This is a genomic window from Streptomyces sp. 5-10 (assembly GCF_014712245.1).
In the GTDB taxonomy this organism is placed as follows: domain Bacteria; phylum Actinomycetota; class Actinomycetes; order Streptomycetales; family Streptomycetaceae; genus Streptomyces; species Streptomyces violaceusniger.
In genome coordinates this window covers 16,517-36,982 of record NZ_JACVYG010000038.1, presented here as the reverse complement: position 1 = coordinate 36,982, position 20,466 = coordinate 16,517, and the positions used below count along the sequence as shown (strand labels likewise).

General features: G+C 73.7%; 16 protein-coding genes. 10 read left to right on the top strand and 6 right to left on the bottom strand.

What is annotated here, in order from left to right:
* Positions 1–242: 242 nt before the first annotated feature.
* Positions 243–1,709 (bottom strand): NCS2 family permease, encoded by a 1,467-nt coding sequence (locus IEJ02_RS32785; protein ID WP_191068149.1) that lies wholly within the window; start codon positions 1,707–1,709, stop codon positions 243–245.
* Between the two features lie 284 nt (positions 1,710–1,993).
* Here IEJ02_RS32785 and IEJ02_RS32780 point away from each other — a divergent pair, with 284 nt between their 5' ends.
* Both IEJ02_RS32780 and IEJ02_RS32775 read left to right on the top strand, forming a co-directional pair.
* The gene (locus IEJ02_RS32780) at positions 1,994–2,275 is read left to right on the top strand and encodes a DUF2530 domain-containing protein (protein WP_191068148.1); all 282 of its coding nucleotides are present in this window, start codon (positions 1,994–1,996) and stop codon (positions 2,273–2,275) included.
* A gap of 420 nt (positions 2,276–2,695) precedes the next feature.
* Positions 2,696–3,514 carry an SAM-dependent methyltransferase gene (locus IEJ02_RS32775; protein ID WP_191068147.1) on the top strand — a complete coding sequence of 273 codons (819 nt, stop codon included), beginning with the start codon at positions 2,696–2,698 and terminating at the stop codon, positions 3,512–3,514.
* 151 nt (positions 3,515–3,665) lie between these two features.
* On the opposite strand, the gene IEJ02_RS32770 is transcribed toward IEJ02_RS32775, so the two are convergent.
* Both IEJ02_RS32770 and IEJ02_RS32765 read right to left on the bottom strand, forming a co-directional pair.
* Complete coding sequence (locus IEJ02_RS32770) at positions 3,666–7,217, bottom strand: sacsin N-terminal ATP-binding-like domain-containing protein (RefSeq protein ID WP_223864877.1); 3,552 nt, start codon at positions 7,215–7,217, stop codon at positions 3,666–3,668.
* 984 nt (positions 7,218–8,201) lie between these two features.
* On the bottom strand, positions 8,202–9,107 hold the full coding sequence (locus IEJ02_RS32765; protein ID WP_191068194.1) for a DUF3027 domain-containing protein: 906 nt from the start codon (positions 9,105–9,107) through the stop codon (positions 8,202–8,204).
* 420 nt (positions 9,108–9,527) lie between these two features.
* Between IEJ02_RS32765 and IEJ02_RS32760 the strand changes: the two genes are divergently transcribed.
* The 4 genes from IEJ02_RS32760 to IEJ02_RS32745 all read left to right on the top strand — a co-directional run bounded on the left by IEJ02_RS32760 (position 9,528) and on the right by IEJ02_RS32745 (position 13,717).
* Positions 9,528–11,054, top strand: coding sequence for an MFS transporter (locus IEJ02_RS32760; protein ID WP_191068145.1), 1,527 nt, complete (start codon positions 9,528–9,530; stop codon positions 11,052–11,054).
* Between the two features lie 198 nt (positions 11,055–11,252).
* Positions 11,253–11,759, top strand: a complete 507-nt coding sequence (locus IEJ02_RS32755) for a hypothetical protein (RefSeq protein WP_191068144.1) — start codon at positions 11,253–11,255, stop codon at positions 11,757–11,759.
* 177 nt (positions 11,760–11,936) lie between these two features.
* Positions 11,937–12,818: a futalosine hydrolase gene (gene mqnB / locus IEJ02_RS32750; RefSeq protein WP_191068143.1), complete on the top strand. Its 882-nt coding sequence runs from the start codon at positions 11,937–11,939 to the stop codon at positions 12,816–12,818.
* Positions 12,815–13,717 carry a 1,4-dihydroxy-6-naphtoate synthase gene (locus IEJ02_RS32745; protein WP_317985982.1) on the top strand — a complete coding sequence of 301 codons (903 nt, stop codon included), beginning with the start codon at positions 12,815–12,817 and terminating at the stop codon, positions 13,715–13,717. Before mqnB ends, IEJ02_RS32745 begins: the two co-directional genes overlap by 4 nt.
* A gap of 235 nt (positions 13,718–13,952) precedes the next feature.
* On the opposite strand, the gene IEJ02_RS50535 is transcribed toward IEJ02_RS32745, so the two are convergent.
* On the bottom strand, positions 13,953–14,336 hold the full coding sequence (locus IEJ02_RS50535; RefSeq protein WP_014177506.1) for a cold-shock protein: 384 nt from the start codon (positions 14,334–14,336) through the stop codon (positions 13,953–13,955).
* A 168-nt stretch (positions 14,337–14,504) separates the two neighbouring features.
* On the opposite strand from IEJ02_RS50535, the gene IEJ02_RS32735 reads away from it, so the two are divergent.
* On the top strand, positions 14,505–14,813 hold the full coding sequence (locus tag IEJ02_RS32735) for a hypothetical protein (protein ID WP_137978429.1): 309 nt from the start codon (positions 14,505–14,507) through the stop codon (positions 14,811–14,813).
* A gap of 154 nt (positions 14,814–14,967) precedes the next feature.
* On the opposite strand, the gene IEJ02_RS32730 is transcribed toward IEJ02_RS32735, so the two are convergent.
* Complete coding sequence (locus tag IEJ02_RS32730) at positions 14,968–15,609, bottom strand: HAD family hydrolase (RefSeq protein ID WP_191068142.1); 642 nt, start codon at positions 15,607–15,609, stop codon at positions 14,968–14,970.
* A gap of 66 nt (positions 15,610–15,675) precedes the next feature.
* Here IEJ02_RS32730 and IEJ02_RS32725 point away from each other — a divergent pair, with 66 nt between their 5' ends.
* The 3 genes from IEJ02_RS32725 to IEJ02_RS32715 all read left to right on the top strand — a co-directional run bounded on the left by IEJ02_RS32725 (position 15,676) and on the right by IEJ02_RS32715 (position 18,933).
* Entirely contained in the window at positions 15,676–16,803 is a 1,128-nt protein-coding gene (locus tag IEJ02_RS32725) for a FecCD family ABC transporter permease (protein WP_223864860.1), read from the top strand.
* A 73-nt stretch (positions 16,804–16,876) separates the two neighbouring features.
* Positions 16,877–18,058, top strand: coding sequence for a FecCD family ABC transporter permease (locus IEJ02_RS32720; RefSeq protein ID WP_191068141.1), 1,182 nt, complete (start codon positions 16,877–16,879; stop codon positions 18,056–18,058).
* Positions 18,055–18,933 (top strand): ABC transporter ATP-binding protein, encoded by an 879-nt coding sequence (locus IEJ02_RS32715; protein ID WP_223864859.1) that lies wholly within the window; start codon positions 18,055–18,057, stop codon positions 18,931–18,933. The genes IEJ02_RS32720 and IEJ02_RS32715 overlap by 4 nt, the downstream gene beginning before the upstream one ends.
* Before the next feature lie 203 nt (positions 18,934–19,136).
* Here the strand turns inward: IEJ02_RS32715 and IEJ02_RS32710 are convergent, their stop codons facing one another.
* The gene (locus tag IEJ02_RS32710; RefSeq protein ID WP_191068140.1) at positions 19,137–20,426 is read right to left on the bottom strand and encodes a hypothetical protein; all 1,290 of its coding nucleotides are present in this window, start codon (positions 20,424–20,426) and stop codon (positions 19,137–19,139) included.
* Positions 20,427–20,466 lie beyond the last annotated feature (40 nt).

Here is a 20,466-nt window from a genome sequence, read left to right as displayed (position 1 = left end):
CTGGTGACTTCCCTATTTCTATTTCACCCGAACGAGTGAAACGACTCCGGGTAGTAACGTACGGCGGCACGCATGAGCGCCCAGGACCACGGGGGTCCGGGGCGCTCAGGGCGGAACGCTCGCGCGCCAGGCGGGACGGCGTGCACCAGGGCGGGACGACGACCCGGCTCAGGCTCGACCCAGGCAGTGCCGGGCTCGACCCAGGTAGTGCCGGGCTCCGCTCAGGCAGTGCCGGGCTCGGCTCAGGAGACGCCGAGTGCCTGTTCGATCGGGTTGAGCAGGAAGTACACCAGGAAGCACAGCCCCACCGCGGCCAGCAGCCAGGGGATCTCCCGGGTCCGCCGGGTGGCGATGCGCAGCAGCAGGAACGCGAGGACGCCCAGCCCGATCCCGTTGGTGATGCTGTAGGTGAACGGCATCGAGATCATGGTCAGGAAGGCCGGGATCGCGATCGTGGAATCGCTCCAGTCGATCTCCTTGACGTTCGCCGCCATGATCAGGAAGCCGACGACCACCAGCGCGGGGGTCGCGGCCTGCGAGGGCACCACCTTGGCCAGCGGGGTGAAGACCAGCGCGAGCAGGAAGAGCGCGCCGGTCACCACGTTCGCGAGTCCGGTGCGCGCCCCTTCCCCGACGCCCGCCGTGGACTCCACGAAGCAGGTGTTGGCCGAGGCCGAGCCGAAGCCGCCGCCCGCGACCGCGACGCCGTCCATCATCAGGATCCGGCCCATGCCCGGCAGCTGGCCGCGCTCATCGGTCAGCCCGGCCTCCTCGCCGACGCCGATGATCGTGCCCATCGCGTCGAAGAAGCCGGACAGCAGCACGGTGAAGACGAAGAGACAGCCGGTGAGCAGGCCGACCTCATGGAAGCCGCCGAAGAGGCTGACATCGCCGACGAGGCCGAAGTCCGGGGTGTCGACCACCTTGTCCGGCACCGTGGGGATGGTCAGCCCCCACTGGGCGTCCGGGATCTGGGCCAGGGAGTTGATCACGATCGCGACCACGGTCATCGTCACGATGCCGATCAGGATCGCGCCGCGCGTCTTGCGGACGATCAGGATGAAGGTGAGCGCGAGACCGACCACGAAGACCAGCACCGGCCAGCCCTGGAGCCGCCCGGCCACCCCCAGGCCGAGGGGGACGGTGGTGTGCGCGGAGTCGGGGTTACGGCTGACGAAGCCGGAGTCGACCAGACCGATCAGGGCGATGAAGAGACCGATACCGATCGCGATCGCCCGCCGCAGCCCGGACGGGATCGCGTCCATCACCCGCTGCCGCAGTCCCGAGGCGACGAGGATCATCAGCACCAGACCCGCGAGCACCACCATGCCCATCGCGTCCGGCCAGCTCATCTTGGGCGCGAGCTGGAGCGAGACCACGGCGTTGATGCCGAGGCCCGCGGCCAGCGCGATGGGCACGTTGCCGATGATCCCCATGAGCAGCGTGGTCAGACCCGCGATCAGGGCGGTGGCGGTGACCAGCTGGCCGTTATTGAGCTGATGCCCGAACTTGTCCGTACCGGCCCCGAGGATGATCGGGTTCAGTACGACGATGTAGGCCATCGCAAAGAACGTGGCCAGTCCGCCCCGGATCTCCCGGGAGATCGAGGAACCACGCTCGCTGATCTTGAAGAACTTGTCGATGCCCTTGGCGGGGGGAATCGGAGCCTGCTCGCCGGCGTCGACCGGCGCGGTGGCCGAGGGGGACATGAAGGACCTCAGGGTGCGTGAACGGCAACGGCGGGGCCCTTTGGATGATCGAACGAGACATTCCACTCAGACCCAGAAGTATTCAGTATGAAACTATCAACACCGGATCGCCAAACCGGTCCCGGTGAGGTCTCGGTGAGGTCCCGACGAGGTCTCGGCACGGCGCTCGGCGCCGCCCCGGCGCCACCCCGGCACGGCCCCCGGCGCCGTCCCGGCACGACCCTCGGCGCCGCCCCGGTCACGGCCCCGGCCGGGCCCGTGACCGGCCCCCTTAAGCTGTGGCCATGACGAAGTGGACCCCCAAGCACGAGGCGCCGGAGCCCCTTGAGGGCAATGTCGTGGCCACGATCACCGGCGGCACGATCCTGTGGTTCGTCCTCTTCCTCGCCCAGCTGCCGTTCTATGGCTGGTTCCGTGACCACGGACATCTGTGGTGGCTGTGGACCTGCCTGGCCGGCGGCGGCCTCGGGCTGCTCGGCATCTGGTACGTACGGGCCCGGGAGACGGCGATCCGCCGCGGCTCGCGGAACGGCGACACGCAGCCGGCCGACGCGCAGAACGACTGACGCACGGACGGCCGACGCGCAGAACGGCTGACTCGCAGCCAGCCGACACACAGAACGGCCGACGCGCAGCCGGCCGACACACAGAGCCGCCGACTCACCGCACCGCTGCCGCGCCCACCCCGAGCGCGCACAAGGGGCACCCGCGACGGCGCGGCGCCGGACTGCCCGCCGTTCCCGGCGGCGGCCCGGCGCCCTGGCCTGGTGCGCGGGCGCGCTCCCCTCCTCATGACGCACCCGCTCACCCGTCTGTGGTGCGCACAGAAAGATGACGGCCCCGCCGCGGGGACGCGCGGGCGGAGCCGGATGGGTCAACTGTACGATCTTCACGGGCCGTTCACAATGTTGCGGAAGCCTCACGACGGGCACTTTGTTCGGGAACTACCGTCTTGTGATCGTCAACTCACCAGTAATGTGAGGGATATGACCGGTAACCGCTTTCGTGCCGATGAGATCGACACCAGCAAGCCGCACTCGGCCCGCATGTACGACTACTTCCTGGGCGGCAAGACCCACTACGCGGTCGACACCCACGCCGCCGAACAGGTCGAGGCCGTCTGGCCCGACGTCAAGCCGTGGACGCGTGCCAACCGGTCATTCATGCACCGCGCCACCCGCTGGCTCGCGGGCGAGGCGGGCATACGGCAGTTCCTGGACATCGGGACCGGCATCCCCACCGAGCCCAACCTCCACCAGGTCGCCCAGAAGACCGCCCCGGACTCCCGGGTCGTCTACGCGGACAACGACCCGATAGTGCTGGCCTACGCGCAGGCCCTGTTGCTCTCCACGCCCGAGGGCCGCACCGCCTACATCCACGCGGACGTCAGCGATCCGGAGGCGATCCTGGCCGCCGAGGAGCTGAACGACACCCTCGATCTGTCCCAGCCGGTCGCCCTGTCGCTCAATGCGATCATGCACTTCATCGCGGACGAGCAGAAGCCGTACGAGATCGTGCGCCAACTGGTCGAGCCGCTGGCCTCGGGCAGCTATCTCGTGCTCTCGCACGGCGCGATCGACCCCCGCCCCGGCGTCTCGGACGCGGTCACCAACCTCTACCGCAGCAGCGGCATCCATGTGCAGGGACGCACCCGGGAGGAGATCCTTCCGTTCTTCGACGGGCTGGAGCTGGTCGATCCGGGCGTGGTGATGCCGCACCGCTGGAAGCCCGAGGGCGAGCAGGCCAGGGCCGAGGCGGAGGCCAAGGAGTTGTGGATCTTCGCGGGCGTGGCCCGCAAGCCCTGACTCTCGCGGGCGTGGCACGCAAGTCCTGACTCTCGCGGGCGTGGCACGCAAGCCCTGACCGGGGAGCGGGCCTTGCCCCGGAGCACCGAGGCAAGGCCCACGCGCACACCCCGTACCCGCGCGCCGCGCACACCCCGTACGCGCGCGCCCGTCAGTCGAACCAGCGGGCCCGCGCCAGCTCCTCCGTACGGGTCAGATCCTCCAGCAGGGCCGCCACCTCGAACCGGCGCGCCCAGTGGCCGGCCGCCCAGGACAGACCGGCCGCGACGCCCTCGACCGTCGAGGCGTGCAGGGTGCCGTCCACATACCGCCAGTCCAGCTCGATCTCGCCCGAACCCGAACCCGAGCCCGAGCCTGCGCCCTCATCCGGACCCTCGCCCGGGCCCTCGATCAGCAGCTCCTCGTGCTCGATGTACGACAGCGGGGCGCCCGGGAGGAGTTCGCGGACCGCCTCGGGCACCTCGTGCGGATCGCCCTGTGAGGTCACCCGCGCCGGGTACGCCTCGCTCAGCCGCCGCACCTGGAACAGCTCGGCCAGCTCCGCCGCCCGCGTGGGCCGTACGGGCAGCAGCGCCCGGCCGTCCGCCTCGGCCAGCGGCATCAGGTCCGGGGCGTCCGCGACCAGCGCCTCGCCCGCCTCGACCACCGTCGGCTCGCCGTCCACGATGGCGCGCAGCTCGTCCGGCAGGGTCACCTGCTCGGGGTCCAGGTCGGCCAACTGCCCGTAGATGGCGTGCAGCTGGGCGGGGGACACCTCGCGGTCCGGGTCGGCGAGGCGGGCCAGCAGCTCGGCGGCGCCGCCCGGCTCGTCCAGCAGCGCGGCGACGGAGGTCCGTACGCCCAGCGCCCGCAGCACCTGCTCGTCCTCGAACCCGGCCGCGTCCACCGCCTCGTACAGCCCGGCCAGCAGCGGATCGCCCCCGGCCGCGCGCAGCCCGGCGGGGCGGCGGCCGTCCAGCACCGGATGGCCGCGCAGCCACCACGCGGTGTACGAGCGCACGATCTCCGTCGTGCCGTCCGGCAGCAGCACCCGCACCGGCGCGGTCAGCGCGTCGCGCAGCGGCGGCTGGGCGAGCATGGCCAGCGCCCGCGGCCAGGCGTCGTCGTCGACCAGATCCAGGTCCCGTACGGCCACGATCTCGGTGGCCACCGGCGGCACCGGCGTCTCCGGCAGCCGGTCCAGCACGTCCTCGCACCACACGTCGACGGCGTCCAGCACGCCGACGTCGTCCGGTTCGGTGAAGTCGCCCTCGCGCGGCTCCAGTTCATCCGGGTCCAGCACCACATCGGTGGCCCTGACCAGCGTGAAGCCCGCCAGCACACCGACCGCGGCGAGCGGCTGCTCACCCCAGCGCTCGGCCAGTTCGGCGTCGCACGCGGCCAGTTCGCCCTCCCGCATCACCTGCTCGAAGGCGCTGCCGGGGAGGACCAGCTCACCGGCCGGGGCCAGCTCCCCGTCCTCGTCCGGCAGCGCGAGCGCGGCCAGCCACGGCTCGTCGCCGGGCGCCAGCCGGGCCTGCTGGACCAGGCCGAGGACGGTGTCGGCCAGCGTGTCGGCGTCCAGCGCCGCGCCCAGACCGCCTTCGCCCTCCTCCGCGAACGGGTCGTACTCGTCCTCCGCCTCCAGCGAATGCGCGACGGCGGTCCGTACCTGCGGGGTCGTCAGCACGGCGCGGGGGGTGGCGGGGGTCGCGCCGAGCTTCTCCAGCAGCGGATGGGCGGCGTCCGGATGTGCAACTTTCAGGCCGAGGCGGGCGAGGGTGCGATGCGTATCGCTGACCGCGGCGGCGCGCTCGGGGGTCCGCGCGGGCGCGGCGGACTCAGCGATTCCGGCGGGTGCGGCGGTGACGGCGGACTCGACCGGTCCGGCGGACTCGGCGGGGAAGGCGGACTCGGCGGTTCCGATGCTGTCCAGCCCGTGCGGGCCGTCCAGGTCGCCGTCGGCCTCGCCCGGCAGCGGCAGCAGCACCTGCCGCGGCCCGATCGTCGTCCGGCCGTCCGCCAACGGCACCGGCAGCCCACTGAGCCGGTCCGGGTCGATGCCGCCCAGCGAGTCGTACAGCCGCCGCCACCAGGCCGGGGCGCGCTCCACGCCCGCGAGCCGGTCGATGAGCTCGCCCAGCGGCACCCGGGCCACGCCCAGCACCCGCAGCTCCGAGCGGCGCTCGAGACCCGCGGGCAGCAGCGTCGGGAACAGCTCGGCCAGCACCTCCACCGTCTCCGCGCCCGCGCCCTCGACGATCTCGGCGTCCCGGGGCCGCAGCGCGTACGGCTCGCCCTCGGCGCCGCCGCGCGCCAGCACGTCGTCGTCCCAGTCGGCCGGGGTGGGCGCGGGCGGGGCGGCGGCCGGCTCCCCCGCCGCGGGGCCGCCCTGGGCGGCGTCCGGACCGAGCGCCTCCGGCGAGCCGAGCCAGCCCGCCGCGGCCTCGGCCACGGCCGCGTCCTCCGTGCCCACGCCCACCGCCGGTGCGGCGGCGCTGGGCAGGAACGGCACCCTCGGCAGCCGCTCCAGCACCCGCTGGCGCAGCTCCCCGTCCAGCTCGCCCCGGCCCAGCTGGCCCGGGACCAGGTCGATCGAGCCGACCGAGACCGGATGCCAGTCGCGCAGCAGCGTCGCGTACGCCTCGGCCGCGCGGTCCAGCAGGAAGTCCGTGAGCGGCCCGGGGGCGGTGTGGCGGCGGGTGGGCTCCAGCGGGAAGGACGCGATCAGCAGCGCGGGCATGCCCAGCGGCTCGTCGGTCGGCGTCGGGGCGTGGACCACCGGGGCGGTCGCGGGCCGCGTCGGCGCGCCCTCCGCGTCCACCGGAACCGCCCAGGTCACCGACCACACCGGACGCAGCCGCTCCTCCACCGGGCGGTCCGCGAGCAGCTCCGGCTCCAGCCGCCCGCCGACGCTCTCGGTGCGCCAGCGCGTCGTACCGCGGGCGCCGCTGTCCTCGACGACGGTGTACGGGCCGTCCTGGCGGCGGCGCAGCGTCCGGACGCCCTCGACGGTCTCGACCACGACCTCGGCCAGGCCGGGGAGGGTGAGCAGCAGCGCGTCGTCGATCCCGGCCAGCAGCCGCTCCGCGACGTCCCAAGCGGCGCCGTCGCGCAGCGGCAGCACGACGACGGTGTCGTAGCCGTCCGGGGCGCTCCCCTCGGCGGGCAGCGGCAGCCGCAGCAGGGGGACGTGGCCGTCGCGGCGGCGCAGCTCCTCGGCGAGGCCGGGGCTGGCGGCGGTGGCGCGCTGGGTCAGCTCCCGCGCCTCGGCCAGCGACCAGCGCACCCCGCCGGTGCGGCCCACGACCGCGGGCTCGTCGCTCACCGCGAGCACCGCCGCGAAGCCGACGCCGAACCGCCCGACCGCGCTCTCCGGCTCGTCCCGCTTGGCCGACGCCCGCAGGGTGGACAGCGACTCGACGCCCGCCGCGTCCAGCGGCGCCCCGGTGTTGGCGACGGCCAGCACGGCGGGCTCGCCGTCGGTGGCCGGCCGCAGGGTCAGCCGCAGCCGCCCGGGCACCCCGGCGCGGGCGGCGGCGTCCGCCGCGTTCTGGGCCAGCTCGACGACCAGCCGGTCGCGGTGGCCGCCCAGCGCCAGGTCCTCCTCGGCGTTGGCGTCCTCCCGGAACCGGGCGGGCGACGCGGCCCAGGCGTCCAGCACGCCGCGCCGCAGCCGCGCGGTCCCGAACGGGTCCACGTCCTCGGTCGCGCCTCGCACCATCGCCGTGCTGCTCACGTCTCGCCTCCGGAAGTTCCTGGTCGGGGTCCGTCCTGCGCCACGGCGCCACACCGCCGAGTCCCCCGCGGTGCGGATCCACCCCACCGCGCTCGCCGTTCCCTCGCGTGCCGCCCTTGCTAGCCGCGAACGTACCGCTATCCGCCGTCAAACGACGCCCCGGGCCCCACACAACCGGATTCTCCCCCTCACCTTGGGGCCCAGGGGCCCCGTCCCGCCAGGTCCCCGCCGTGGGCACGCGGGCAGGGGCGCCGCACCCTCCACCGCCGCCACCACGCCCCCGCCGTGACGGGCACCCCGGGTGCCGCGGTGGCCGCTTGCCCCAGGGGATGTCCGACGGATCGTGACGCCTGCGGCGGGCCACGCGGCGGAGCCGCATATAGGTAGCGGCAGGCGTGAGGGGCGGGCGGGGCAGCAGCCGCGAGGAAGCAGGCGGGGCGGCAGGCGTGAGGAAGCAGCGGGGCAGCAGCCGCGAGGGGACGGGGCGCTGGCGCCGCAACGCGCTGGGACGCGCGGCCCCGCCGGGACGGGAGTTCGCTGCCGCCGTCGGGGCGACCGTGTGCCGGGCGGCGGCCCCGGCCCGCAGTTCTGCAGCAGCCGGGCCAGGGCCGTCCTTCCGCAGCGGCCCAGCCAAGGCCGTCCTTCCGCAGCGGCTGGCCCCGGGCCGCCGTTCCCTAGCGGCCCAGCCGGGGACCGTCCTTCCGCAGCGGCCCAGCCGGGGACCGTCCTTCCGCAGCGGCCCAGCCAGGGCCGCCGTTCCCTAGCGGCTGGCCCCGAGCCGCCGCTCCATAGCGACCCAGCCGGGGCCGTCCTTCCGCGCAGCCTGGCCAGGGGCGCGTCCCGCAGCAGTGGCCCCGAGGCCGTCCTTCCGTGCGGCCTGGCCAGGGGCGCGTCCCGCGGCAGTGGCCCCGAGGCCGTCGTTCCGTGCAGCCTGGCCGGGCGCCGTCGTGGGGCGGGACCCGGGGCCCCTCAGCTGTGGCCCAGGTCCTCCGGGGGCGTGTCCGGCTCGACGGAGCCGCCCGTGCGGTCCGGGTGGAGGGGGAGGGGTTCGACGATGGTTTCGTCGACGACGGGCGGGGCCGGGCGGGGGGGCTTGGGCATGACGGCGGCCTCGGAGTGGGCGCCGCAGCCGTAGGAGAGGGAGACGACGCGGCCGTCCGCCGGGCTGAACTCGTTCGCGCAGACCCCGAACGCCTGCCCCAGCGAGCCGCCGAGGGCCACCAGGAAGCCGCAGCTCGCGCAGGTGCCGGGGGCCGCCTGGGCCATGGGGGTCTTGGGGCCGTACGCCTCGTCCCAGCGGTCGGCCGCGACGTGGAGGCCGTAGCGGGAGAGCACCCGGGCGCGCCGCATGCCCAGTTCCTCGGCGACGGCCGCGATCGAGCCGGTCGTGGGCGCGACGGTCTGCGCCGCGGGGGCGCCGGCCGTCACATCGGCCTCCTCCACCGCCGCGAGCTGCTGCATCTCCTCCGAGACCGCGGAGTTGGGCGGCGGGGCGTCCTCGCCCGAGTAGCCGGGCTCCAGGCGCAGGTCATCGGCCTCGGTGGGGAGCAGGTCGCCCGGCCCCATGTCGCCGGGGCGCAGCCGCTCGCTCCAGGGCACCCACTCCGGCGCGAGCAGCGCGTCGGGGCCGGGGAGCAGCACCGTCTCGTCCAGGGTGACGGCCTTCGCGCGGGAGGCGCGGGTCACCGTGACCGCCCAGCGCCAGCCGCGGTAGCCCGGCTCGGCGCTCTCGAAGAGATGCGTGACCACGCGGTCGCCTTCGGCGACAGCGCCCAGATACTCGCCCACCGGCCCCGGACGGGCGGCTTCCGCAGCCGCCTCGCGGGCGAGTTCGACCGCCTCGGCGCACAGGCGGTCGGGGGTACGGCTTCGCATCGCACTCACAGGATCGATTCTCTCTTCCACGCCGTCGCAGCCGTCTGACCTGGTGCGCCAGCCGTACGGCCGTCGCGGGACCGCGGACGGAGCGGACCATGGGGCCGCGTCGACGTCCGCGCCCATCCGGGCTTCGGGCGCACCTTGTACGTCCCATTCTGCGGGATGGCTACTCGGCACACGGCCAGGAACGACCCTCGGTGGCGCGGTTACGCACGCTACCTTGTCCGGCCGCACCGGCCCTACCCCCGTCTCATCCCGACCACCCGGCCCGGCGCCGTACGAACCCTCCCCTCCCGCCCCCGCGCAAGCACATTTCCGCTGCACAGCGGGGTGTTGCCGATCGCCGCCGACGGCGCCGCCATCCGGAAAGCCGTCGAAGGTCTGACGCTTCGGCCGCGTTGGCTGCACCATGGTCAGGTGGCAGGAGCACGGTGGTACGGCGGCGGCTCGACCAAGAGGTCGGGCCGCTGGGTCGTCCACGCGCTCCGTGTCCCCTTCGCGCTCCGCCTCCCCTTCACCGCGGCCGGGCGCGGCATCCGCCGCGCCACCCACGCCCACGGCGCCGGCGAGTCGGGGCTCGGCAAGCTGATCGAACTGCATGCGGTGAACTCCGCGGGCGACATGCTGATCACCGTCGCGCTCGCCTCCACGATCTTCTTCTCGGTCCCGACCGACGAGGCCCGCGGCCGGGTCGCGCTCTACCTGGTCATCACCATGGCGCCGTTCGCGCTGCTCGCCCCCGTCATCGGCCCGTTGCTCGACCGCGTTCCGCACGGCCGCCGCGCGGCGATGGCGGGCGCGATGCTGACCCGCGTGGTGCTCGCGCTGACGATGGCGGGCGCGGTGGCGGGCGGCGGGCTCGAGCTGTATCCGGCGGCGCTGGGCGTGCTGGTGGCGTCGAAGGCGTACGGAGTCGTCCGTTCCGCCGTCGTGCCACGACTGCTCCCACCCCACTTCTCCCTGGTCAAGGCCAACTCCCGGGTCACCCTGGCCGGGCTGCTCGCCACCGGCGCCGCGGCCCCGCTGGGGGCCGGGCTGCACCAGATCGGGCCGAGCTGGCCGCTGTACGGGGCGTCCGCGATCTTCCTGCTGGGCGGGTTCCTGTCGTTCACCCTGCCGCACAAGGTGGACTCCTCGAAGGGCGAGGCCAGGGCGCAGCTGACCTCGGGACAGCACCATCTGCATCTGCCGGTGACGGTGCGCAAGCCCAAGACCAGGGTGGGCGGGGCCCGGGCCGCCGCAGCGGCCGGTGGGGCCAGGACCGCCCCGGCCGGTGGCGCCGCCTTCGGCGGCGGGGCCAGGGCCGCCTTCTCCCGGATCGCCTTCTGGCGGGGCCGGTCCCGGCGGCCCGGCCTCCGTACGGTCGGCCCCTCGGTCCTGCACGCCCTTCAGGCGTGCGCGGCGCTGAAGACCCTGTCCGGGTTCCTCACCCTCTTCCTCGCCTTCCTCCTCCGCGACCAGCCGCTGGGCGGGCTCGGCCCCGAGGTCTCGCTCGGCCTGGCCGCGGTCTGCGCGGGCGGCGGCAACGCGCTGGGCACCGCGATCGGCGCCTGGCTGCGGGCGCGCGGCCCGGAGCTGATCATCGCGGTGGTGCTGAGCTCCGCCCTGGGCGTGCTCATCGTGTCGGCGGCCTTCTACGGCGCGGTGACGGTGGCCGCCGTGGCCGCCACCGCCGGGATCTCCCAGGCGCTGGGCAAGCTGTCGCTGGACGCGCTGATCCAGCGTGACGTCCCGGAGGAGGTCCGCACCTCGGCGTTCTCGCGGTCCGAGACGACGCTCCAGATGGCGTGGGTCCTCGGCGGCGCCATCGGCATCGTGCTGCCGCTCCACGGGGTGCTGGGGATGGCGGTCGCCGGGGCGGTGATCGCGCTGGGCGCGGCGCTGAGCGTCCGCGGACTGCTGAGCGCGTCCCGGCAGGGGGCGCCGTATCCACGGGTGGCGTGAGGTCCGGGATCCGTGAGTTCTGGGAGCTACGGGTGGCACTTCTGGGAGCTACGGATGGCACCCAAGCCCGACGGGACCGCCATCGGCGAGTCGTACCCGCGCGCGAGGCGGCCCCGTAGTTTTGGGCAAGAAATAATGGAGACCTGCGGAGACGTACCCGCGCGCGAGGCGATCGGTGCGGCCAGATAGCCTGCCCGCATGACCGCTGCGCTGTTTTCCAGGGGCAAGGGCCGCCGCGCCGTCACCGCCGCCTGTGCCGTGTCCCTCGGGCTCGTCGCCCTCTCCGCCTGCGACAAGCCGACCCCGCTGGCAACGGTGACGGTCGGTTCGAACACCGTGACGGCCGAGGCCGGCAACGGCTGCTACGGCGACGGCAAGGACCTGGGCTCGAAGAAGTTCAAGGACTGCCTGTCCGCCAAGCCCGAGCACACGATCAAGGTGACCGCCGGGGACAAGGTGCGGATCGGGGTGGACCCCGAGATCGCCAAGTCCGGCTGGGGCCTGATCGCCAACAACCCGGTGATGGCCGAGGCGAGCAAGGAGACGTACCGCAGCTTCGACAGCGATACGCTCTTCGCCCGGCAGAACCCGCAGACCGGCCAGACCACGCTCGAGAAGAAGGTCACGATCACGGTCGCCGAGCTCGGCAAGAGCAGCCAGGGCGTCAAGGGCATCTGGCGCTTCACGCTGGAACGCGACTCCTGACGGGGCTCCCGTGACGGGGAGCTCCTATGACGGGGGCTCCGGTGAGGGGGCTCCTGTGAGGGGGCTCTCGTGACAGAGGCTCCTGACGAGCGGAACTCCGCGGGACGGGGCCCGGTCGCACCGGGCCACCGGCCGCCGCCCGTGACAGGGTTGTGTGTGACAGGGGGGGAGTCGCCCATGCGCGTACTGATCGTCACGGCCGTACCCGCCGAGCGGGACGCCGTCGTACGGGGCGTCGGCGCCACGGCCCCCGAGGTGGCCGAACTCCCCGTTCCCGGCGGGGTCCTCCACCGGCTGAGCCCGGCGCCGCCCACCGGGCCGCCGCTCACCGTGGACGTCCTGGCCGCCGGGGTCGGCCCGGCGGCCGCGGCGGCCGGAACCGCCGCCGCCCTGACCGCGGCCGCGGTCGCCCGCACCCCCTACGACCTCGCCGTATCGGCCGGTATCGGCGGCGGCTTCACCACCGCGCGCCCCGCCGCCGCGGGGCCCGTCGCCGCGGGGCCCACCACCACAGCCACGGCGCGGCCCGCCGACGCAGAGCCAGCCGCCACGGCGCCGGCCAGCACAGGGTCAGCCACCACCGCGCCCGCCGCCACCCCGCACCTCGGCTCCGTCGTCGTCGCCGACGCCATCGTCGCCGCCGACCTGGGCGCCGAGACCCCCGACGGCTTCGCCGCCGTCACCGACCTGGGCTTCGGAACCGTCGAACACCTTCCGCCCGCCCCGCTCGTCGCCGCCGTCGCCGAGGCGACGGACGCCGTGCGCGGCACCGTGCTCACCGTGTCGACCGTGACCGGGAGCGCCGAACGGGCCGCCGAGCTGCTGCGCCGCCATCCGCGCGCCGTCGCCGAGGCCATGGAGGGCTTCGGCGTCGCGGAGGCCGCCGCGGCCCAGTCCGTGCCCACCCTGGAAGTACGGACGCTCTCCAACGCCGTCGGACCACGCGACCGCGCGGCCTGGCGGATCTGGGAGGCGCTCGAAGCGCTCGCGGGCGCCTTCGCGACCATCGCCCCCCTCCTCGGCACCTGGACCTTTGACCCGGAAGGAACCCGGCAGTGACTGAGCCCCTGAGCGAGCCCCTGGCTGAGCCTTCGGCTGAGCCTTTGAAGATCGCCTACTCCCCGTGCCCGAACGACACCTTCGTCTTCCACGCCTGGGCCCACGGCCGCGTCCCCGGCGCACCCGCGCTCGATGTCACCTTCGCGGACATCGACATCACCAACGGGATGGCCGAGCGCGGTGAGTTCGACGTACTGAAGGTGTCGTACGCCGTACTGCCGTGGGTGCTGGACGACTACGCGCTGCTGCCCTGCGGCGGCGCGCTCGGCCGCGGCTGCGGTCCGCTGGTGCTCACGCGGCAGGCCGGCGAGGGGCAGCGGCTCAGCGGCAAGGACCTGGCGGGGAAGACGGTCGCGGTGCCGAGCGAGCGTTCGACCGCGTATCTGCTCTTCCGGCTGTGGGCCGCCGCCGAGGTGCCGGGCGGGGTCGGCGAGATCAAGGTGCTGCCGTTCCACGCGATCATGCCCGCGGTGCGGGACGGCGAGGTCGACGCCGGGCTCGTCATCCACGAGGCCCGGTTCACCTATCAGAATTACGGGCTGCACTGCCTGGCTGACATGGGCGAGCACTGGGAGCGGACCACCGGACTCCCGATCCCGCTCGGCGCGATCATCGCCAAGCGCTCACTGGGCACCGAGCGGCTGCGGGAGCTCGCCGACGCCGCCCGGACGTCGGTACGGATGGCCTGGGACGACCCGGAGGCGTCGCGGGCGTATGTCCTGGAGCACGCTCAGGAGATGGACCCGGCCGTCGCCGACCAGCACATCGGGCTGTACGTGAACGAGTTCACCGCCGACCTCGGCGAGAGCGGCTACGCCGCGGTGCGCGGGCTGCTGACCCGCGCGGCGGCCGAGGGGCTGGTACCGCCCCTCGGCCCCGGGGCGCTGGACGCGGTCTGACGCTTCGGCGAGTGGTCGCACGCCGAGCGGAGCCGGACGGGGATCCATCCGGCTCCGCTGAGTTCCGCACCGCTGAGCTTCGCTCCGCTGAGTTCCGCTCCGCTGACGGGATGTCGTATGCGCCGATGTATGCCGGGCCGCTCATGCCGAACTCAGCCCGGACTCAGACCAGACTCAGGTCAGACCTCGAGGGTGAGACGTCGAGGGTCAGACCTCGGGGGTCAGACGTCGAGGGTCAGACGTCGAGCTGGTCGGCCACCGCGCGCAGCATGCCCGCGATCTTGTGGCCGTGTGCCTTGTCCGGATAGCGGCCGCGCTCCAGCTGCTGCGTCACGTTCTCCAGCAGGGTGGTCAGGTCCTGGACGATGGACGCCAGCTCGTCCGGCTTGCGGCGCTGGGCGGCCGCCACGGAGGGAGTCGGATCGAGAACGGTGACGGACAATGCCTGATCCCCGCGATTTCCGGCCACCACGCCGAATTCCACGCGCTGCCCCGGCTTCAGTGAGTCGACGCCTTCCGGAAGCACCGACGAGTGAACGAAGACGTCGCCGCCGTCATCGCGGGAGAGAAAGCCAAAGCCCTTCTCACTGTTGAACCACTTGACCTTGCCGGTAGGCACGTCTGTCTCGTCCTCGTCGCTCGTCGGAAAACACGGAAAAACAGCTCTCGATAGCACTACAGCGGGTCGTAAGACCCGCCACCACCAAGGCTAATGGTCCCGAGCCTGGTGACAAGACGTACCCGGGTGGTTCCTATGCGCGCTCTGGCACGGATCTACCCTGGTCCGGTGAGTAATGAAACCCCGCACCGCGGCGGCGCCCCCGGCCACCCCCGAGAGGCGCCCCTTCCCGGCGACCGGCTCATCCGGTCCGGCGTCATCGTGTTCGCCATCGGAGCGGTGGCCACGCTCGTCACCGTCGCACCGCTCTTCCTGGGCGCGGATCCGCTGCCCTCGGTGGCGTACTTCGTGTGCATGCTGATGGGCGTGGGCTTCGCCCTCGCCGCCGTCGGGCTGCTGCGCTCCATCGCGGCACAGCGGCGGGAGGCCTCGACCGCCGCCCGGGTGTCGCGACCCCCCGTACCGCCGTCCGGGTGAACCGGGCGCGTCAGGTGACACGGCCCGGGTGAGCTCGTGAGCCGATGAGCTGGTGAGCCGGTGAGCTCGTGAACCTATGAGCCGGTCAGCCGGTGAGCCGGACAGCCGGTGAGCCGGTGACCTCATGAACCGGTGAACCCGTGACCTGGGCGGATCAGCCCGCCGTGCGACCGCCTATGTAGCCCGACAGCCAGGCCGGGAACGCCGTCAGATCGTCCAGTACGACATCGGCGCCGGCCGCGAGCAGCTCGTCCATCGCGCAGGGCCCGGTGGCCACCGCCACGGACAGCGCACCGGCCGTACGGGCGCCCCTTACGTCACCCGTGTGGTCCCCGACGTACACCGTCGCCCCGTACTCCCGCAGCGCCTCCGCCTTGGCCTCGGCCCACAGCCAGCCGATGACCGCGTCCGCCTCGATCCCCAGGTGGCTCAGGTGCAGCTTGGCGTTGGGCTCGTGCTTCGCGGTGACGACGATGGCCCGGCCGCCGGCCCGCCGCACGGCCTCGATCGCCTCCCGGGCCCCCTTCATGGCCGGGGTGGGAGCGATCGCGTACTCCGGGTACAGCTCGCGGTAGAGCTCGCCCATCTCCTCGACGCGCTCATCGGGGAACCAGTGCACCAGCTCCTGCTCCAGCGGCGGGCCAAGCCGGGTGATGGCGAGGTCGGAGTCGATGTAGGTGCCGGTCCGGGCCGAGAGCGCCTCGTACGCCGCCTTGATGCCCGGCCGGGAGTCAATGAGCGTCATGTCGAGGTCGAAGCCGACGGTGAGAGCGGAGTGCGAAGACATGCCCGCCATTGTGCCTTGGCCCACCCCATACACTTAGCCTCGCCTAACTTCGTAGTCGACGAGCGAACGGACGCGATGACCGCCGACGGGACCAGCAACCGCCCTCCCAGAGCCCCCCTGGTCCACGACACTCCGGTCCGCGACGCCCCGGTCCGCGACACCCCGATCCGCGACACCCCGATCCGCACCTCTCCGGCCCGCGCCTCCCTGGTCCGCCGCCGCCTCGGCTGGACGGCCGCGGCCGTCGTCGCCCTGTTGCTCGCCGTCCTGCTGAGCCTCGCCGTGGGCAGCCGCCAGATCGCGCCGAGCGCGGTCCTGGACGCGCTGCTGCACGGCGGTTCGAGCGACGCCGCCGACATCGTGCGGTCCCTGCGGCTGCCGCGCACCCTCATCGGACTGATGGTCGGCGCGGCGCTCGCCATGGCGGGCACCGTGATGCAGGGCGTCACCCGCAACCCGATCGCCGACCCCGGCATCCTCGGCATCAGCCAGGGCGCCTCGGTGGGCGTGGTGCTCGCGATCGCCTTCGCCGGGGTGCACACGCTCAGCGGCTACGTCTGGTTCGCCTTCGCGGGCGCGGGGCTGGCCTCGGTCGCCGTCTACGCCATCGCCACCAGCGGGCGGGGCGGCGCGACCCCGGTCAAGCTCGCGCTCTCCGGCGCCGCGATCAACGCCCTGCTGGTGTCCGTCACGACGGGCGTGCTGACGACGAAGGCGGCGGCCCTGGATGAGTTCCGCTTCTGGCAGATCGGCTCGCTCGCCGGGCGGGACACCGGGATCGTCGCCCAGATCTGGCCGTTCCTGCTGGTCGGCACGGTGCTGGTGATCGCGGTGGCACGCGGTCTCGACGCGCTGGCGCTCGGCGAGGACGTCGCGAAGGGGCTCGGCCAGAACGTGGCTGCCGTACGGATCGTCGCGGCCCTCGGCGCCACGATCCTCACCGGCGTCGGGGTCGCCGCCGCCGGTCCGCTCGCGTTCATCGGCCTCGCGGTCCCCCATATCGCCCGCGCGATCGTCGGCACCGACCACCGCTGGGTGCTGCCGATGGCCGCTCTGATCGGCCCGGTGATGCTGCTGGTCTCGGATGTGGTGGGCCGGGTCGTCTTCCCGCCGAGCGAGGTCCCGGCGGGCGTGATGACCGCGCTGATCGGGGTGCCCTTCCTGGTCACGCTGGTGCGGCGGAAGGCGGTGGCTGCCTCATGACAACCATCCCCGCCCCGCTCGCGCGACCCCGTCGTCGCGACCGATCGGGCCGTGCGAAAGAAGGTAGGGCCGCGTGAGCGCGACGGAAAGCCGTACCAACGTCCGTACGGTCCGCCCGGCCGGGTACGGGCTGATCCGCGTCAAGCCCAAAGGCCGTGGCGGACGTGACGGACGTGGCGGAGGTGACGGACGTGGCGGGCATGGCGGACGTGGCAGGCATGGCGGATCGTTCCTGCTGCACCGCCGCTCGGCCCTCGTCGCGCTCGGGCTGGCCCTGGCCACCGCCGCCGTCGGTGTGACGTATCTGTGCGTCGGCGAGAGCTTCGTCGCCCCCGCCGACGCCGTGAAGGCCGTCCTGCACACCCAGTGGGGCCTCGGGCAGGCCACCCCGAACGATCTCGTCGTCGGCACCCTGCGGCTGCCCCGGATGACGCTCGGCCTGATGGTCGGCGCCGCCTTCGGCATCGCGGGCGCGCTGATCCAGACGGTGGCCCGCAACCCCCTCGCCAGCCCCGACATCATCGGCGTCAGCCAGGGCGCGAGCGCGGTGACCGTGGGCGCGATGACCTACGGGGTCACCTCCTTCGCCATCCTGCCGTACCTCTCCGTCCTGGGCGGTCTCGCCGCCGCCGCGCTGGTGTACGTCTTCGCCTGGCGCGGCGGGCTCCAGGCGGCCCGCTTCGTGCTCATCGGCATCGGCTTCGCCGTCGCGCTGCGCTCGATCACCCACCTCTTCCTGACCAAGGGCGACTATCTCGTGGCCCAGCAGGCGAAGGTGTGGATGACCGGTTCGCTCAACGGGCGCGGCTGGAACGAGGCCACTCCGCTCGGCTGGGCGCTGCTGGTGCTGCTGCCCGGTGTGCTGTGGGCGGCGCGGGCGCAGCGCACGGTGTCCATGGACGACGACACGGCGACCGCGCTGGGCGTACGGCTCGGGCGGGTGCGGCTGGGCCTGGTGGCCCTCGGCGTCGTCCTCGCGTCGATGGCGACGGGCGCGGCAGGACCGGTGGACTTCGTGGCGCTGCTCGCCCCGCAGATCGCCCGCCGGATGACCCGGACCGCCCAGATTCCGCTGCTGTGCTCGGCCCTGACCGGAGCGTTCATCGTCGTCACCGCCGATCTGCTGGCCCGCAAGCTGTTCGCGCCGACCGAACTGCCGGTGGGCGTGCTGACGGCGGCGGTCGGCGCCCCGTATCTGATCCACCTGCTGCTGTCTTCCGGGGGACGCGGCCGTAAGGGAGGCACCACCGCATGACCGCTTCGGCGTCCACAACGGGAACGGGCCCGGAGCCCGGTCCGGCGGAAGCCGCTTCCGCGAACCGGCCGAACCGGCCGAACCGGCTCACCGCGCGCGAGCTGACCCTCGCCTACGAGGACCGCACCGTCGTGGACGGGCTGGACCTGGAGATACCCGACGGCGAGGTCACGGTCATCGTCGGCCCCAACGCCTGCGGCAAGTCCACCCTGCTGCGCGCCCTGGGGCGGCTGCTGCGGCCGCGCGGCGGTGCCGTGCTCCTCGACGGCACGGACCTCGCGCGCATCCCGACGAAGAAGATCGCCCAGTCCGTGGGGCTGCTTCCGCAGAGCCCCGTCGCACCCGAGGCGATCACCGTCGCCGATCTCGTCTCCCGTGGCCGCCAGCCGCATCAGCGGTGGTGGCAGCAGTGGTCGGAGGAGGACGAAGGGGCCGTCACGGACGCCATGGAGCGCACGGACGTGACGGCGCTCGCCGACCGCCCGGTGGACGAGCTGTCGGGAGGGCAGCGGCAGCGCGTATGGATCGCGATGGCGCTCGCGCAGGAGACCGACCTGCTGCTGCTGGACGAGCCGACGACATACTTGGACATCTCCCACCAGGTGGAGGTGCTTGACCTGGTCCGCCAGCTCAACCACGAACGCGGCCGTACGGTCGTCGCCGTCCTGCACGACCTCAACCAGGCCGCCCGCTACGCCGACCACCTGATCGCGATGAAGGACGGCCGCATCGTGGCACGCGGCCGCCCAGGGGACATCGTCACGGCGGACCTGGTGCACGAGGTCTTCGGCCTCGACTCGGTGGTCGTCCCGGACCCGGTGACCGGCAGCCCCCTGGTCGTCCCGGGCACGCCTTGGCAGGCCGAGCGGGCCTGAACCGCGCAGGGCGCGGGCGCACCGGGGCCGGGGCTGGGGGCTGGGGCTGGGCCCCGCGCTTTCTTGGGCTGAGCCCCCGCCCGGGGGCGGGCGCCCCTGCGTGCGGCTGAGGCGGCGCCCGCGCCTTCCTCCGGCTTCCGGCGTTTGGCCTTCGGCCCTCGGCCTTCGGCCTTCGGCTTGAGCCGCCCCCGGGCGGCCCCGCGTCAGCCCCGGCCCCTGCGCCTCGCGCGCCAGAGGAGGAACAGGACCGAGGCGATGGCCGCGCCCCGGACGACGTAGGGCCAGGTCTCGGTCAGGGCGTCCTTCCAGCCGTGTTCGGGGATCGGCTCGCCCCACTTGTCGTCGGCCCGGCCCCACAGCCAGACCGCGGCCCCGGCCGCGACCAGGCCGGGCATGCCCAGCGCCGCCCACTTCGCCTCGGCCGGGGAGCGGCGGTAGGTGCTGTAGTACGCGATCACCCAGCCGAAGGCGATCAGGATGATGTTGCCCAGCGCGGCGCCCGCCACGAGGAGTGCGACCGTCACCAGCAGCACCGGGCCGAGCCCGGACAGCAACTTGGGGACGCCGCCCCCGCCCGCGGGCTGACCGGCCGCCTTACCGGGCCCGAGCAGTACGCGGCGCAGCCCGCCGCGCGGCTTGCCCCCGGCCTCCGCCTTCTTGGCCTCGGTCTTCGCCTTCGCCTCCGCGGCGGCCTCGGCCTCGGCGGCGGCCGCCTCCGCCGCCGCCTTCTCCTCGGCCTCGCGCCGCTCCTGGCGCTCCTGCTCGGCCGACTTGCCCTTGCCGAGCAGTTCGGGGATCTCGATCCCGCCGGTGAACCCCTCGACCGCGCCGTACTGCGCGTCGCGCTGCTCGGGCTGGGCGAACGGGCCCGGCTCGACGTGCCACCAGTCCATGTTGGACTCGCGCGGGCCCAGTTCGTCCTCGCCCGCGAGGTGCGGTGGCGAGGCGGCGTTGGACGGGGGCGTGGCGGGGGTGGCGGGCCTCGGCTTGATCAGGGAGGGGGCGCCGTCGCCCGGGGTGTGGTGGGCGCGGCCGTCCCCGTTCCGGCCGCCGGTACCGGGCACCCCCGGGGCGTCCTCCTCGCGCGGGGCGGGCACCTTACCGGTGAGACCGCTGCTCTTGGCGAGCCCGGCCAGCTTGTCGCGGGCCGCCCGCGCCGCCCCGGCGGCTCCCCGTGGCGACGCGCCACCGGCCACACCGCCGACCGCACCGCCGCCCTCCGTACGGGGCTGACCACCCGTTCCCCCCGACCCGGGGTCGGGGGCTCGGCCGCCCGCCGCGGCCACCACATCGGCCGGTGAGCCCAGCTTGGACAGGATCCGCTTCACCCCGGCCGGGCTGTCCGCCCCTCCGGTGGCCCGGCGATGGTCGATATCGGCCCGGAGCCCGGAGACCAGCCGCATGCGTTCACCGGACGACAGACCTTGTTGCTGAGCCAGGTCACCGACACGGCTCAGATAGTCGTAGACGAGCTTCTCGCTCTCGATCCCCACCAAGACCCCTGAGAATGCGCACCGTCGGCGTATCAGTCGG